This window comes from Marinobacter sp. R17 (genome assembly GCF_003789045.1).
Lineage (GTDB): Bacteria > Pseudomonadota > Gammaproteobacteria > Pseudomonadales > Oleiphilaceae > Marinobacter_A > Marinobacter_A mangrovi.
In genome coordinates this window covers 12093-27480 of record NZ_RHGZ01000024.1, presented here as the reverse complement: position 1 = coordinate 27480, position 15388 = coordinate 12093, and the positions used below count along the sequence as shown (strand labels likewise).

The window sequence follows — 15388 nt, the reverse complement described above, 5'->3', positions numbered from 1 at the left end:
CGCGTCACCGGTTATCCGCCGGGATTGCGACATCCGTTACGTCAGAGAGGCTTTGTCCTGACGCAACGCTCAAATAAGAAGTACACCGCAAGGGCACTCAAAAGGTTCCTGCGCGGTCTTGATCGAGCACTGAAGCGGGAGCGTTGAACCATGAAGATCAAGGATCTGGTGAAGTATTGGGATAAGCATGCACGTGGTCGCCTGAGCCGGGACACGTTTGAGGCTGCACTGTCTGAGCAGCATCAGGCACGCCTGGAAAAGCTGGCCGAGCTTTACCCGATGAAGTCGCCACAAGACCTGATCCGTGACCTGGTCTCTGCTGCGCTGGACGAGCTGGAAACCAGCTTCCCCTATGTCCAGGGCACCCGGGTTGTCGCCTTTGACGAGGATGGCTTTGAAATCTATGAGGACGAGGGCCTCACGCCAAGATTTGTCAGCCTGAGTCAGAAGCACATGCAGGATCTGAAGGCGCGGCAGCTCGAAACCGCCGCCTGAAGGCCTGAAAGACCAGTAACAAGCCAGCTCGGCGGCTGGCTCTCTCCCTTCGGGGTCGCCGGCCGGCGGCCCTGAGAAGCACGCGACTCTCTCGAATAAGTTCCCGAACGATGGACGCCCAGACACAGCGGGCTCGTCTCGATGCGTCGTCGTATACCGGGTGTGGGAAGGGGCGACCGGGGTGCGGGCACGCGCCCCGGGGTAAAAGCGGTCCTGTCTCTTATTTCTTCACGGATTCCAGCTTGCCTTTCAGCGGTGTTTGCCGGGTCAGGTCGTCCAGGGCGGCGCCGATCATGTCGTTCAGGATGTCGGTTTCGGTCCGGTCCGGGTACAGCTCCGCCAGGGCCGCGATACGGGCGGCGTCTTCCAGCGGAAGGCGCAGGGTATAGCTCTGGGGCCGTTCGTCTTCTTCTTTCTTGCCTTCCCAATGTGCGGGCAGGTCAGTCACTTTCATGGGTTGTCCTCACGTTTTTCGCGGCGATAGTACGCTTCCAATAAACACCTTTGAGGCTGTGATTTCAATCGAATGAATCATGGATGTATTTTAGCAGCCTGTGATGATGTGGCGGTAACAGGCTGTTATATTGAAATGCGATTTGCTTCACAGAGGGCTGGCCGGTGATGGGGTAGCCCGGAAACACGAGAGAGGGACGATAGCGCACCATGACCGAACTGCATCCAGATCTGAGGGAAAATGTCCGCATGCTGGGCGAGCTGCTGGGCGACAGTATTCGCAAATTTCCGGGCCAGGACTGCTTTGACCTGATTGAGGAAATTCGCGCCGCTGCCAAGGCCGACCGGCGCCAGGAAAGCGGTTCCGGCCAGCGGCTGGAAAAGCTGCTCAGCGATCTCAGTGACGATCAGATGCTACCGGTCACCCGCGCTTTCAGTCAGTTTCTCAACCTGGCGAACATCGCCGAGCAGTACCACGGTATACGCCGCAAGCAGGGTCACCACGCCGATATGATGGTGGAGTCCCTCGGCGATGTGTTCCAGCGTTTGCTGGAACAGGGCGTCGATCCGGACGAACTGCATCGCCGGGTCACCGAGCTCAGCATCGAATTCGTACTCACGGCGCACCCGACCGAAGTCACCCGTCGCACACTGATCCTCAAGTACGATGAAATCTCCAACTGCCTGGGGCAGCTCGATCACGACGACCTGCTGCCGGTCGAACGCAATGAAATCACCACCCGACTGCGACAGCTGATCTCCGAAGCCTGGAATACCGACGAAATCCGCTACCAGCGCCCGACCGCCGTGGACGAGGCCAAATGGGGCTTTGCCGTCATCGAGAACAGCCTGTGGGAGGCTCTGCCGCGCTTCCTGCGCAGCCTGGACCGCTCCCTGCGCGAGGCAACCGGTAAAGGCCTGCCCATCGATGCCGCACCGATCCGAATCGCCTCCTGGATGGGCGGCGACCGGGACGGCAACCCCAACGTGACCCACGAAGTGACCCGCGAAGTGTTCTGGCTGGGCCGCTGGATGGCCGCTGATCTCTACCTGCGGGACATCCAGACCCTGCGCGCCGAGCTGTCCATGTGGGAAGCGACAGATGAGCTGCGCGCGGAAGCTGGCGAGACCCGCGAACCCTACCGGGCAATCCTGGGCCAGCTGCGTGAGCGTCTGCTGAAGACCCGGGACTGGGCCGAAGCCTGCGTCAACGGCGAGCCGGCGGACGATAGCGATATCCTGTTCGGAAATGAGGAGCTGATCCGACCGCTGCAGCTGTGCTACGACTCGCTGGTGGCCTCCGGCCTGGACGAAATCGCCGATGGTCTGCTGCTGGATACACTGCGCCGCGTACACACCTTCGGCTTGCCGCTGGTGAAGCTGGACATCCGCCAGGAGGCCGGCCGCCATGCCGAGGCGGTGGCCGAGATCGTCAGCGAGCTGGGCCTCGGCGACTACAGCAACTGGGACGAGGCCCAGCGTCAGGAATTCCTGGTTCGGGAGCTGCAGAGCCGCCGGCCCCTGGTGCCGCGCCACTGGAATCCCTCGGACAATGTCCGGGAAGTGCTCGACACCTGCGGCGTGGTGGCCAAACAGACACCGGAATCCCTGGGCTCCTACGTGATTTCGATGGCCAGCCAGCCGTCGGACGTGCTCAGCGTTATCCTGCTGCTGCGGGAGTCCGGCATGCAGAATCCGATGCGCGTGGTGCCGTTGTTCGAAACCCTGGATGACCTGCGCGGCGCGCCGGCGACCATGACCGCGCTGTTCAGCGTTGACTGGTATCGCCAGTACTGTGCTGACCGCCAGGAAGTGATGATCGGCTATTCCGACTCCGCCAAGGATGCCGGCCAGATGATGGCCGCCTGGGCCCAGTATCAGGCTCAGGAAGCCCTGACCAACGTGGCTGCCGAATACGGCGTGCACCTGACCCTGTTCCACGGTCGTGGCGGTACCGTCGGTCGGGGTGGTGGTCCGGCCAATCGGGCGATCCTGTCGCAGCCGCCGGGCTCGGTAAACGGCAGTTTCCGGATCACCGAGCAGGGCGAGATGATCCGCTTCAAATTTGGTTTGCCCAAGCTGGCCGAGCAAAGCTTGACCCTGTACGGCACCGCCGTGATCGAAGCCACCCTGGCGCCGCCACCCGCCCCGGAAAAACCCTGGCGGGACATGATGGACTGGCTGACCGAACGATCGCTCCAGGCCTATCGCGAAGTGGTGCGTGAGAATCCGGATTTTGTGCCGTACTTCCGCCAGGCAACACCGGAGCAGGCGCTGGGCAAACTGGCGCTGGGCAGTCGTCCGGCGCGTCGCAAACCGACCGGCGGCGTGGAAAGTCTGCGGGCGATCCCCTGGATCTTCGCCTGGACCCAGATGCGCATGATGCTGCCCAGCTGGCTGGGCAGCGATGTGGCCCTGAAAGAGGCGGCCGAGGCCGGGCATGAGCCGATCCTGCGCGACATGATGGCTCGCTGGCCTTTCTTCAAGACCTACGTCGATATGCTGGAAATGGTGCTGGCCAAGGCCGACCTGCGCATTGCCAGCTATTATGAAGAAACGCTGGTGGAGCCGGCCTACAAGCCTCTGGGCCAGGATCTGCGGGAGCGCCTCGCCGGCTGTATCCGCCACGTGAAGGCACTCAAACAGCAGGATGAACTGCTGCTCGACGAGCCGGTGTTTGCCCACTCCCTGCGGGTACGCAACCCCTACACCGACCCGCTGCACTACCTGCAGGCTGAGCTGTTGCGCCGTGACCGGGAAGGTGAGGGACAGGGCAAAGTGCCCGAACAGGTCGAGAGGGCGCTCAAGGTCACCATGGCGGGGATCGCCGCGGGGATGCGGAACACCGGCTGACCGGTTGCAAAGACGAGCCGGGCCGTATCCCGAACCCATCGGTTTCGGTTACGCTTGGGTTATGTAGGTTTGTATGACAGGGGAAGTGGGCGTGCCGGCATCAGCCAAGCTGGAAATGTTCCTCAATCGCAAGGGTATCGATTACGAGACGGTCAACCACGACGAAATGCCGAGTTTCGATGTGGCCGTCTCCAGCGCGGGCCTGCCGCAGCACGAGGTGCTGCGGGCCACCCTGCTGATCGACCTCAATGGCGTGGTCATGGCGGTTCACAGCTACCAGACCGCGATCGACGTCGACGCCGTGTCACAAGTGACCGGCCGCCGCCTGCAACTGCTCACCGCCCGTCAGGCTGACCGGCTTTTCGCGGACTGCGAGCCCGGATTCCACCCACCGGTGGGTGCTGCCTATGACGTGCCGGTGGTTGTGGATGCGCCGGTGCTTGAGATGACGCATGCCTACCTGACGTCCGGCTCCAATAATAGCCTGCTGCGGCTGGATGGCCGGGCACTGCGTCTGGTTCTGGCCGGGGCCCGCAAGGCCCGCGTCAGTATCGTTGACGAGGCCCACGACCTAGGCGAGGGGCGCAATTCGGACATTACGCTGGACGAAGTCGCCCGGCGTCTGCAGAAGCTCTATCGCCTACCACCGATGCCGGCCCTGGCTCTGAAGATCCTGCGCCTGACCGCCAATCCCGAGGCCACCGCCAAGGAGCTGTCGGATCTGATCGAATACGACCCCAGCCTCTCGGCCCAGATCATGCGCTACGCCCGTTCGGCGCTGTTCAACTACCCGGGCCAGATCAATTCCGTGCAGGAAGCGGTCACCCGCGTGCTGGGCTTCGACCGGGTGGCGCACGTCGCCATGGGGATCGCTTCGGTGCGTGCCTTCGACGTGCCGCGTGACGGGATGTTGGGCACGGACGCCTTCTGGCGCCATTCCCTCTACTGCGCTCACCTGTGCCAGCAGATGGCCGCCTTCAAGGGCGTCGATAAGGGGCTGGCCTATTTGTGCGGCCTGCTGCACAACTTCGGGCTGCTGCTGGTGGGGCATCTGTTTCCGGCGGAATTCGACCAGCTCAATCGCCTGCGCGAGGCCAACCCGGAACAGAGTATGCGCACCCTGGAAATGCAGGTGTTCGGCGGCGACCAGGAATTCCTCACCGTGGGTCACGGGGCCATTGGCGGCATCTTGCACCGTCTCTGGCAACTGCCGGACGCGGTGGTCAAGACCGCCGGCATGCACCAGCACCTGGAGTACGAAGGGGATCACGCGGACCATGTTCACATGGTTCAGCTCGCTAACGGCTTACTCAAGGGGAAAGAGATCGGCGACGAGTTCAATCCCGACGACACCGTCGCGCTGGCCGATTCCCTGGGTTTCACCGACGCCGATGTGGCGATGTTCCTGTCCGCGACGGACGATGTGGCCCAGGAGCTGGATGAGCTTGCCCGTACGCTGGCGGCTTAGGGCAACCCGACGACCGCTCAGGCGCGCATCAGACGTCCCTGGTTTACCTGGGTAATGTTCGTACCTTAGTACCCTTTCTATAGCCGGCCCGAGTTCGTATAATGCCCGATCCTTTTACTGCGCGGGTGGACGAGCTGACGCTTGCGGCTGGCGATTCATGTCCGGTTTGCTCTCGGTTCGCGCAAAATGGTTCCCGTGGTGGCAGCAGATGGCCAGGGGCTCGGGTTGAGGCTGCGGCGGCCTGCAAGAACGGGACACCGTCGTCACGACCCATCTCAGATTCCGGATCGGTTCGCCATGAGCGGCCGGCGATAAAGAATAAAAGTGCCCGTCTGTCAGACACCCGAATGGGGGCAGGCGCGGTGTGCGATGTTTGATCGGTTGCAGGTTCATCCTCCCGATTCCGCACGACGATTTCATCGATAAACGGGAGCAATTCCACTATGAGAATCATTCTGTTGGGCGCGCCAGGCGCAGGTAAGGGTACCCAGGCCCAGTTCATTACCGAGAAGTTTGGTATCCCCCAGATTTCCACCGGCGACATGCTGCGGGCTGCCGTGAAGGCGGAATCCCCGCTGGGTCTGGAAGTGAAGGAAATCATGGCCAAGGGCGGTCTGGTGCCGGACGAGACCATTATCGCGCTCATCAAGGACCGGATCCAGGAAGAAGACTGCAAGAACGGCTTCCTGCTGGACGGCTTCCCGCGCACGATTCCCCAGGCTGAAGCGCTGAAGCAGGAAGGTGTGGTCATCGACTACGTGGTGGAAATTGCCGTCGACGACGAGGAAATCGTCAGCCGACTGTCTGGCCGTCGCGTGCACGAAGCCAGCGGCCGCATCTATCACGTCAAATACGATCCGCCCAAGGTTGAGGGCAAGGACGACGAGACGGGCGAACCGCTGATCCAGCGCAACGACGATTCCGAGGAAACCGTGCGCAATCGCCTGCGGATCTACCACGAGCAAACCGCGCCCCTGATCGGCTATTACCAGGACTGGGCCAAGCAGGACGCGGACGCAGCACCGACCTACGTTCGTGTGGACGGCATTGGCACCATGCCCGAAATCCGCGATCAGATCCTCAACAAACTGCAGTAAGGCGGCCGACCCGATCGGCTGTTAAAACCGGCGTTCGCATGAAACTACTGGCACTGGATACCACCGCAGAGGGCTGTTCCGCAGCCCTCTGGACAGACGGCACGCTGTTCGAGCGTGCCATCCGGTCGCCACGGGGCCATACCCAGCACCTGCTGCCGATGATCCGGGAGTTGGTGGAGGAAAGTGGTGTGGCCCTCGCGGCGCTGGACGCCCTGGCTTTTGGCCGTGGTCCGGGTTCCTTTACCGGGCTGCGCATCGCCACTGGTGTGGTGCAGGGCCTCGCCTTTGGGCTCGACCTGCCGGTCGTCCCCGTTTCCTCCCTTGCCGCTGTGGCCTCCCGGGCCCTGCGAACCGGCGTTGCAGGTGAGGGTGATGGCATCGCCGTCGCTTTCGATGCGCGCATGAGCGAGGTCTACTGGAGCTGTTATTGCATCCGTGAAGGTCGGGTACAATCCACCGCTCAGGAGCGGGTCTGCCCACCGGATCAAGTGGCGCTATCCGGTGACGTCAGCCGTTGGCTGGGTGCCGGTTCCGGCTGGAATCTCGTGGATCAGATGCCCGAACCTGTCAGAGCCGCAATGTTGGCGACCCATCCGGACTGGTATCCTCTGGCCGCGGACATCGCCACCCTGGCGGTGACTGACTGGCCCGACGGTCCGACCGTGCCTGCCGAGCAGGCGGCCCCGGTCTACGTTCGGGACGAAATAACCTGGAAGAAACTGCCGGGGCGATAGCGCGCCCTCAAAACGTCGGGCCACCCACGGTGCTGCTGGCCAGTATCCGAAGGTCTTTGCGCGTCTGATCCGTAGCTGAGCCCGGTGCTGTCCATCTCAAGCAGGAAGCCGTTTTCATGGAACTCTGGCATACGTTTGCCCTGGCCATCATCCAAGGCCTGACCGAATTTCTCCCCATCAGCAGCTCTGCCCATTTGATCCTTCCCTCGCAAGTGCTCGGCTGGAGCGACCAGGGCCTGGGGTTCGATGTGGCTGTCCATGTGGGGACGCTCCTCGCCGTGGTCTGGTATTTTCGCCAAGACGTTATGCGGCTCACCGGCGCCTGGTTCAGTGATACCGCCCACCGTCGACTGACCGAAGACAGTCGCCTGGCCTGGGCGATTATTGTCGCGACGATCCCCGCCGGTCTGGCCGGGATTGCGTTTGAGCACGTCATTGAGACCCAGTTGCGTTCTGCGCTGGTGATCGCCATCGCGACCATCGGGTTCGGTGTGGTGCTCTGGTGGGCGGATGTCGCCGGGAAACGCGAGAAAGGATTGCCCAGCCTGGGCTGGCGGGATGCGGTGCTGATCGGTCTGGCCCAGGCGCTGGCACTGATCCCGGGAACGTCGCGTTCGGGCATCACGATGACGGCGGCGTTGTTCCTGGGATACCAGCGTGATGCCGCTGCACGCTTCTCCTTTTTACTGTCGATTCCGCTGATCATTGCCGCGGGCCTGCTCAAGTCCATCGAACTGGCGCAGACCGGAACCGAGTCCCAATGGGCGGATGTCCTGATCGGGGCGGGCGTGTCGTTTGTCAGCGCCTTGCTGTGCATCCACCTGTTCCTGCGTTTCCTCGAAAAGCTCGGTTTCCTGCCCTACGTGATTTACCGTTTGTTACTGGGCGCTGTGTTGCTTTTGGTGGTATTGTGACCGAATCTGACTTGATGAGATTCTCAGGTACTATCAGTCTATGATTGGCGGGATCAATTCCAACGTCTACACGCCTTTACCGTCCGATCGCGCTGCCCAGCGGGAATCGGAGGTTCAGGCGCGTGACAACAACCGGAACAGCGTCGTCTCGGAGCAGTCGCCCCGACGCGATACGGTGGATCCGGAGCGGCTGGAACGACGAGTCCAGGCCCGGCAGGCGTCCGAAGACGCCAAGCTGGAGCAGTTTCGTGCCGACGACATTCCCGCGCGCAATGCCCGTGCACTCGACGTGTTCAACGGCGTGGCCAGCCAGCGTGATGACGGCGATGTCGAGCTGGCGGGCATTGATATTCACGTTTAAGCCATTGCGATGACCTCTTCCTCCCTGGCCGTCGCCTGCGGCGACAGCGCCTTCCTTGAGCGTGCCCACCAGCTGGCGCACGAGCTTTCATTACCCTGTCTTGAGTGTATCGACCCACGTCGTGTGAGTGACGTAGCGGTCCTGCTTTGGCTGGACGAAGCCGGGTTGGCGCTGCAGATGACGGGGCGCAAGGTGCCGGGCCCGGTGCGTGCCGAATTCGTCTCCGGCAAGGCCGGCTATCGCCGTGAGCACGGGGGTGGCGCGGGGCAGCTGGTGGCGAAGGCGGTGGGGCTGAAGCGGGCCAGCGAGCCGCTGCACGTACTGGATGCCACCGCCGGACTCGGTCAGGACGCCTATGTACTGGCGGGCCTGGGATGTGAGCTGACCCTGTTGGAGCGCTCACCGGTCATTCATGCCCTGTTGGCGGATGGCCTGGCACGGGCGGCAGACGATGAGCACGCGGCGCCGCTGGTCGCCCGCATGCAGCTGGAGGCGGGCAACAGCATCGACTGGATACAGACCCGGCCGGGTCCGCTGGCGGATGTGATCTACCTGGACCCCATGTTCCCGCACCGCGACAAGTCGGCCCTGGTCAAAAAGGAAATGGCGCTGTTCCGGCCCATTGTCGGCGATGACGACGATGCACCGGACTTATTGGCTGCGGCGCTGGACAAGGCGCGCTATCGGGTGGTGGTCAAGCGGCCGCGCAAGGCACCGACGATTGACGGACCGCCACCGACCACGCAGTTGGAAGGCAAGAGCAGCCGCTACGACATCTACGCCCTGAAAGCGCTGCCATAGCGGCTGCGGCCGTGCGTCAGGCGCCCAGCATCGTGACTTGCTGGATCGTCTGGCGCTTCTCCAGGTTCAGCACCAGCCGGGCGTCTTCCGCCACTTCATCCAGCCCTTCGGTATAGCAAAGCAAGTCGTTCTCGTCGGTGGTGAGAATCTCGTTGGTCTGCAGGTTGTTGATGAAGTTGCGGAACAGCATCTTGTCGAAGAACTCCGGTGCGTTCACGCCAAACAGGATCGACATGCGCTGGGCCATCAGGGTGCTTTGTTCCTCCAGCTCACTGGCCGAGATCCGGCCGGAGCCATACTTGCGCAGGATGGCGATGGAGATGTGGTAGCGCTCCAGCGTCTGGATGATGAAGCGGGACAGGGCACGCAACCGCAGTGCTGCCTCGGTACCATCCGCCGGCCGGCAGACGCGATCGCCGTCCAGGGTCAGCAGCTGGCGCTCGACCAGCACGTCGATCCAGTGTTCGATGACCGGGTCGACCGCCTCGTCCGAGTACTGCAGGAACAGCTCGGACTTGATGTAGGGATAGACCGAGCTGGCCAGGAACACCACGCGCTCGCGCTTGAGCGTGGAGAAGTTCTCGAACAGGCTGGCGATCAGGGCCGGCAGCGCGAACAGGTGCTGGATGTTGTTGCGGTAATAGGTCATCAGGATGGCGTTGTTGCCTTCCAGGGCGATGATGTCGCCCAGGTCCTGGCTGTAGCGGGTGATCAGGCCCATGTTTTCGCCGTAGGCAATCCAGTCTGTGCCGGTGCCTTCCGGGTAGGTCACATGCGGCGAGTAGGGGGCTGAACGGATCAGATCACAGAATTCGTCCATCAGCCGAACCAGCAGTCGCTCGTCCATCGCCAGGCGCTGCGCGGAAAGCAGCACCGTCGCCAGCATGCCGATCGGGTTCACGGCCACGGCGGCGTTGATGTGCTCGGCCACGCGATCCGACAGGACATCCACGGCCTGGTTCAGCCAGCGGGGGCGGTAGTCGGCGTCGTAGGCTTCTTCCTGCCACGCCGGATGCACGTCATCCAGCACCTGGCTGAGGCGGATCGGATCGCCGAAGTTCACCGCGACCTTGCCGAAAGAGTTGGTCAGTTTGCGGGCGGTCTTGGCCAGCGAGAAGATGCTTTCTTTTTGCTTCTTCTTGCCACGCAGTTCGCCCAGGTAGCTGCGACCCTCCATGACCTTTTCATAGCCGATGTAGACCGGCACGAAGACGATCGGTTTGCGATGGTCCCGCAGGTAGCTGCGCACCGTCATCGACAGCATGCCGGCGCGTGGCTGCAGCATTCGACCGGTCCGGCTGCGGCCACCTTCCACGAAATATTCCACCGAGTACCCGCGGGAGAACATGACGTGCATGTACTCGTTGAACACGGTGGCGTAGAGCGGGTTGTCCTTGAAGCTGCGGCGCATGAAAAAGGCGCCGCCGCGCCGCAGGATGGGGCCCACGATGGGCATGTTCAGGTTGATCCCGGCCGCAATGTGCGGCGGCATCAGGCCGTTGCGGTAAAGCACGTAGGACAGCAGCAGGTAGTCGATGTGCGAGCGGTGGCAGGGCACGTAGACCACGGCGTAATCCTTGGCGACGTCCTGGGCCACTTCGATGTTATTGACGGCCACCCCGTTGTAGATGCGGTTCCACAGCCAGGACAGCACCACCTCCAGGAAGCGGATGGTCACGATGGACATGCTGGCGGCGATCTCGTCGGCGTACTTCAGGGCCTTGGCGCGGACTTTTTCCGGCGGCAGGTCCTTGTCCCGGGCGGTTTCGCGGATGGCTTCCTTCACGGCCGGCGTCTTGACCAGTTCCGCCACCAGGGTACGGCGGTGGGACAGGTCCGGGCCCAGCACGGCCTGGCGGACCCGGCGGAAGTGGGTGCGCAGGATACGTGCGAGCTTGCGGGTGGCCCGCTCTTCATTATCGCGGAACTCGTTGACCACCTGCTGGATGGAAATCGGGCGGTTGAACTGGACGTAGGTGTTGCGGCCGTGGACCAGGATGATCAGGAATTTCTGCAGGCGGCCAGCAACGGACCAAGTGTCCGACAGCAGCAGTTTGAACAGGGATTTTTCCTTGTCGGGCGAGCGCCCCCAGAACAGGGTGACCGGCACGATCTGGATGTCCAGTGAGGGATCGTGCAGCGCCATGGCGGTGATCTGCTTGATGCGCGGCGTCAACGCCGGCGAGTGCCGGCGCCGGAACAGTCCGCCAGCACGCTGGTACAGAAAGAAGAACGAGCGACGCGGGCCTTTTTCGGCAGGGAACGGGGCCTGGGAAGAGGGCAGTTCGGCCCGCAGGATCTCCTGCTCCAGGACCAGCCGGCTCGACAGGGAGCTGTACTGCAGCACGTAACAGACCGGCTTATCCGGATCCAGACCCAGCTGTTCCCGGCTGGCACCCATGACGTTGGTGCGCACCCATAAAAACAGGATCTTTCGAAAAAGCGTAAAGAACAGGTCGCTAAGACCCGGGAAAAGTCGCATGCAGACTCCAGTACAACCGTTAAGTGGGCTAAGTTTACTTGCTCGTTCCTGCAGCGCAAAGCACCGACCTCAAACGGCGGCAAAATGTCCCGGCATGACCGACTCTGTGGTACCTTTGCGGGATTGTTTCATCGTGCAGCGAGAGAGAGTGGCGTATGGCAGGCTGGATTCCCGGCTGGTCGGAAACACCGCCCCGGGCGGGCGATGGCTTGGTTCTGGCTCGCGGGCAGTCCGTGATCCGTGCCGCGAATGGCTGGCTTCATGAGGCGACCGCACCGGAAGCGCCCCTGGCGGGTGAAGCGCCGGTGTTCCTCGGCCACCTGGATGGCCGGCGCGTGTTTGTGGCGCTGGCGGAGAAAACCGACGACGACCGCACCTGTGGCTTGCGTGAGGCTTTGTTCAGCGTCGACGAGGACCTGGCGTCCCTGCTCAGTACCGCCAGTCAGGTCTTGCAGTGGCAGCGGGATCACCGGTTCTGCGGTCGTTGCGGCAATCCGACCCGCATGCACGACCGGGAGCGGGCCAAATGGTGTGATTACTGCGCCATTCCCTTCTATCCCCGCCTGGCTCCTTGCGTGATCGTGCTCATTCGTGACGGTGAGCGTCTGTTCCTGGCGCGTTCGAGTCGGCACACCCATGGCTTCTACAGCCTGATTGCCGGCTTCATCGAGCCCGGAGAGAGCGCCGAGGAAGCGGTGCAGCGGGAAGTGATGGAGGAAACCGGCCTCAAGGTGACCAACATTCGATACCAGGCGTCCCAACCCTGGCCGTTTCCGCATCAATTGATGTTGGGTTACTTCGCCGATTACGACGGCGGCGATTTGCAGTTGCAGGCCGATGAGCTGGCCACCGCCGACTGGTTTGCACCGGATCAACTGCCACCGGTTCCGCCGGGCTATACCATCGCCGGTCGACTGATCGAACGGGCCCTCGCGGAGGGGTGCCGCCCGTCGTGAGTGCGCCCCACGTGCTGGTGTTCGACTCGGGCGTTGGCGGCCTGAGCATTGCGGCCTGCCTCCGCGCCCGCCTGCCCGGTGTACGCCTGTCCTATCTGGCCGATACGGCCGGGTTCCCTTACGGCGACCAGCCGGAAGCCACCGTCATTCGTCGGTGTGTCGAGCTGGTCGAGCGACTGATGACCGATGTGCCCGTTGACCTGATCGTCGTAGCCTGCAACACGGCCAGTACCGTGGTGCTACCGGCCCTTCGGGAGCGCCTGGGGATACCGGTTGTCGGTGTGGTACCGGCCATCAAGCCGGCGGCCGCGCTGACGCAGAATGGGCGTCTTGGCGTGCTGGCGACGCCGGCAACGGTGCGCCGGCCTTACACCGACGACCTGATCCTGCGCTTTGCCGCACATTGCGAGGTGACCCGGCTCGGGCATCCCGGTCTGGTGCGCTGGGCAGAAAACAAGGTGACGGGAGAGCCAGTGCCTCTGGAATCGTTGCACGAGGCGGTTAAACCGCTGGGCGATGCCGGTGTCGATACGGTGGTGCTGGGCTGCACGCACTATCCGCTGATCCGCGAGGAGCTGGCACAGGTGCTGCCGAACGTGCATCACTGGGTGGATTCGGGAGAGGCTATTGCCCGGCGCGTGGCGTTCCTCCTGGAGGAAGCCGGCATGGATACGGACGGCGTTCTTGATGAGGGCGAAGTAGGGCTGGCTGCCCGGTTTTCCGGGCCTGCGCCGGCGGCGCTCGATGCCTTCCTGCCCCGGCTTGGATTGCAGCCCGGCCCGGTCTGGGACCAGTGGCCGGGCCATTCAGAAACATCCTGACAGGCCGGGTTACACCACCCGGGTCAGCTTGAGCATTGCCAGGAATTCCAGCGTGGGCAGGACCCGCTGATGGCAGCAGTAGGTCTTGAACGATTCCCCGCGGAAACGCGACTTGGTGAACTCCAGTCCCTTGAAGTTGTAGAGGAAGTTCCCTTTGGCGTAGAGGCCGTGGAGGATCTTCTTCAGCAGTTTGGCTTCCTGGGGCTCGGCGGTCTTGTCCAGCGACAGCGGAATCAGGCCGAGATCCAGATAGGGAACGCCCTCGCTCTGGAACACCTCCATGGCATGGGCCATCAGGGTGTAGAACAGCCCCTGGCGGAATTCGGCGTTTGCCCGGGAAATATTCGGCACGTAGCTGATGATCCGGTTGTTCTGGTAGATCGGGTCGAAGTAGATGAACCCCACCGCCTTGCCGTCCTCGTAGGCGTAGAAATGGCGCTCGTTTTCCCGGTAGTCCATTTCCATCGGCCGGATCAGGAACCGGATCTCGTTGCTTTTCACCTTGCGGGTGCGAATCCAGGCCTCGGAAATCTCACGCGTGTGATCATCGCTGAAACGCTCCATGACGGTCACGCCGTTGCGTTGGGCCTGGTTCACGGCGGTCCGGATGATCTGCTTCTTCTTGCCCGAGAGCGACCATTTCTGCAGGTCAATTCGGGACTCGCTGCCAAACTGGGTGCCGTAGAGGCCATAGCGCCGGTGCAGGATGTCGACCACGGGTTTGGACACCTGGATGTAGCTGGCGTTGGGGTGCCGGGCGTGGAACTGCTCGATGATCAGCTCGAAGTGCTCCGGTGCCGCCACCGGATCCGACAGCACGAACGTCATGCCCCATTTGCGCATGTAGGCGATGTAGCCGACGCCCGGCAGGTCGAAGTAATCCATGTTGGGTTGCAGCGTGGAGAACGACTGGGAATGGGCGCCATGCTGCTTGAGGTAATCCACGCGCTGGGAGAAGGTCAGGCGGCCTTCTTCCTGTAGCCCGGCCAACCGGTCCAGGGAAAGGATCTGGTCAGTCATGTTGAGTGTCTCCCGAAAAACCACTGTTCTCACCGGCCCGATTGTTGTGTTGTTGGGGGCCGGCGTGTCCGTGTTGTTGTTATCAGGCCTGCTTCTGGCCCAGGATCGACCAGTAGCAGTTCATGTTCAGCAGCTTGAAGTGCTTCTTGTCGGTGATCTTCAGACCCAGCCGCTGCATGTGTTCCGGATAGTTGTAGATCTTGTGGAACGCGTTGTTGGCCAGCAGCCAGAAGGTAAAGACCGCGCCATACCAGTAGAGCTTCTTGAACAGTCGGGCGAGGGGATTGCCGGTGGGGTAGCTGAAGTCACCGACCACGACGCGACCATCGTCCCGGGCGAGGCTGATCAGGTGTTCGAGGACCGTCACCATCATGTCCTCGTCGAACACGTTGAGGAAGAAATTGGCGACAACCATGTCGTACTGGCCGGTCTCGTCAATCTTCATGATGTCGCTGTGTATGGTTTTGATGTTCAGTCCCGGTGCCTCTTTCTGCTGGGCTTCGGCAAACTTGCGCAGCATGGTGGCGGACAGATCGACCACCGTGACCTCGGCGCCGAGCTCGGCAGCGCGAATCGCATCCCGGCCGTGGCCAACGCCGGCGATAAGCACGCGAGTGCCCGGCTGGATGGTTTCAACGTCGAGCATGGCGGTTTTGCAACGGTGGATGCTCTTTCCGCTGTACAGGTTGCTGAGGAAGTCGTAGACGGGACCGATGTATTTATACTTGTCGCGCATTGTCGTCACTGCCTGTCCAAGTCAGAGGGAAACCGTCGTCCCGGCCAATCAGGTGGCTCTTGTTGTTCACATGTCGGGGCGAGCGGTGAATCTGTTTTGTTGTTGCTGTGGAAAGGTTAGAAAACTCCTCGATCGAGTTTTGTGCAGCACCCCTCATTTCACGATACAAAAGTTAACGTGAAACTACGCTTTGCAAA

14 protein-coding genes are annotated in these 15388 nt (G+C 62.2%); 10 read left to right on the top strand and 4 right to left on the bottom strand.

Annotation, left to right across the window (positions count from 1 at the left end):
* Nucleotides 1-150: 150 nt before the first annotated feature.
* On the top strand, nucleotides 151-495 hold the full coding sequence (locus tag EB809_RS15870; RefSeq protein ID WP_123635813.1) for a pilin assembly protein: 345 nt from the start codon (nucleotides 151-153) through the stop codon (nucleotides 493-495).
* A 220-nt stretch (nucleotides 496-715) separates the two neighbouring features.
* Here EB809_RS15870 and EB809_RS15865 read toward each other — a convergent pair whose 3' ends face one another.
* Nucleotides 716-949: a hypothetical protein gene (locus tag EB809_RS15865; RefSeq protein WP_123635812.1), complete on the bottom strand. Its 234-nt coding sequence runs from the start codon at nucleotides 947-949 to the stop codon at nucleotides 716-718.
* Between the two features lie 209 nt (nucleotides 950-1158).
* On the opposite strand from EB809_RS15865, the gene ppc reads away from it, so the two are divergent.
* The 7 genes from ppc (at nucleotide 1159) to EB809_RS15830 (ending at nucleotide 9176) form a co-directional block, all read left to right on the top strand.
* Nucleotides 1159-3801: a phosphoenolpyruvate carboxylase gene (gene ppc / locus EB809_RS15860; protein ID WP_123635811.1), complete on the top strand. Its 2643-nt coding sequence runs from the start codon at nucleotides 1159-1161 to the stop codon at nucleotides 3799-3801.
* Nucleotides 3802-3892: 91 nt separating this feature from the next.
* Entirely contained in the window at nucleotides 3893-5269 is a 1377-nt protein-coding gene (locus EB809_RS15855; protein WP_123635857.1) for an aminoacyl-tRNA deacylase and HDOD domain-containing protein, read from the top strand.
* A gap of 443 nt (nucleotides 5270-5712) precedes the next feature.
* Nucleotides 5713-6366, top strand: coding sequence for an adenylate kinase (gene adk / locus EB809_RS15850; protein WP_123635810.1), 654 nt, complete (start codon nucleotides 5713-5715; stop codon nucleotides 6364-6366).
* A 38-nt stretch (nucleotides 6367-6404) separates the two neighbouring features.
* A complete protein-coding gene (gene tsaB / locus EB809_RS15845; RefSeq protein WP_123635809.1) occupies nucleotides 6405-7100 on the top strand; it encodes a tRNA (adenosine(37)-N6)-threonylcarbamoyltransferase complex dimerization subunit type 1 TsaB in 696 nt (231 codons plus the stop codon).
* 116 nt (nucleotides 7101-7216) lie between these two features.
* Nucleotides 7217-8014, top strand: coding sequence for an undecaprenyl-diphosphate phosphatase (locus EB809_RS15840; RefSeq protein ID WP_123635808.1), 798 nt, complete (start codon nucleotides 7217-7219; stop codon nucleotides 8012-8014).
* A 40-nt stretch (nucleotides 8015-8054) separates the two neighbouring features.
* Nucleotides 8055-8375, top strand: coding sequence for a UDP pyrophosphate phosphatase (locus EB809_RS15835; RefSeq protein ID WP_123635807.1), 321 nt, complete (start codon nucleotides 8055-8057; stop codon nucleotides 8373-8375).
* Between the two features lie 9 nt (nucleotides 8376-8384).
* On the top strand, nucleotides 8385-9176 hold the full coding sequence (locus EB809_RS15830) for a class I SAM-dependent methyltransferase (protein ID WP_123635806.1): 792 nt from the start codon (nucleotides 8385-8387) through the stop codon (nucleotides 9174-9176).
* A 16-nt stretch (nucleotides 9177-9192) separates the two neighbouring features.
* On the opposite strand, the gene plsB is transcribed toward EB809_RS15830, so the two are convergent.
* Nucleotides 9193-11658, bottom strand: coding sequence for a glycerol-3-phosphate 1-O-acyltransferase PlsB (plsB, locus tag EB809_RS15825; RefSeq protein WP_123635805.1), 2466 nt, complete (start codon nucleotides 11656-11658; stop codon nucleotides 9193-9195).
* A gap of 155 nt (nucleotides 11659-11813) precedes the next feature.
* Between plsB and nudC the strand changes: the two genes are divergently transcribed.
* The gene (nudC, locus tag EB809_RS15820) at nucleotides 11814-12614 is read left to right on the top strand and encodes an NAD(+) diphosphatase (RefSeq protein WP_123635804.1); all 801 of its coding nucleotides are present in this window, start codon (nucleotides 11814-11816) and stop codon (nucleotides 12612-12614) included.
* Nucleotides 12611-13435 (top strand): glutamate racemase, encoded by an 825-nt coding sequence (murI, locus tag EB809_RS15815; protein ID WP_123635803.1) that lies wholly within the window; start codon nucleotides 12611-12613, stop codon nucleotides 13433-13435. The genes nudC and murI overlap by 4 nt, the downstream gene beginning before the upstream one ends.
* A 9-nt stretch (nucleotides 13436-13444) precedes the next feature.
* Here murI and EB809_RS15810 read toward each other — a convergent pair whose 3' ends face one another.
* Both EB809_RS15810 and EB809_RS15805 read right to left on the bottom strand, forming a co-directional pair.
* Entirely contained in the window at nucleotides 13445-14455 is a 1011-nt protein-coding gene (locus EB809_RS15810; protein ID WP_123635802.1) for a DUF2156 domain-containing protein, read from the bottom strand.
* A gap of 82 nt (nucleotides 14456-14537) precedes the next feature.
* Complete coding sequence (locus tag EB809_RS15805) at nucleotides 14538-15191, bottom strand: class I SAM-dependent methyltransferase (RefSeq protein ID WP_123635801.1); 654 nt, start codon at nucleotides 15189-15191, stop codon at nucleotides 14538-14540.
* Nucleotides 15192-15388: the final 197 nt, after the last annotated feature.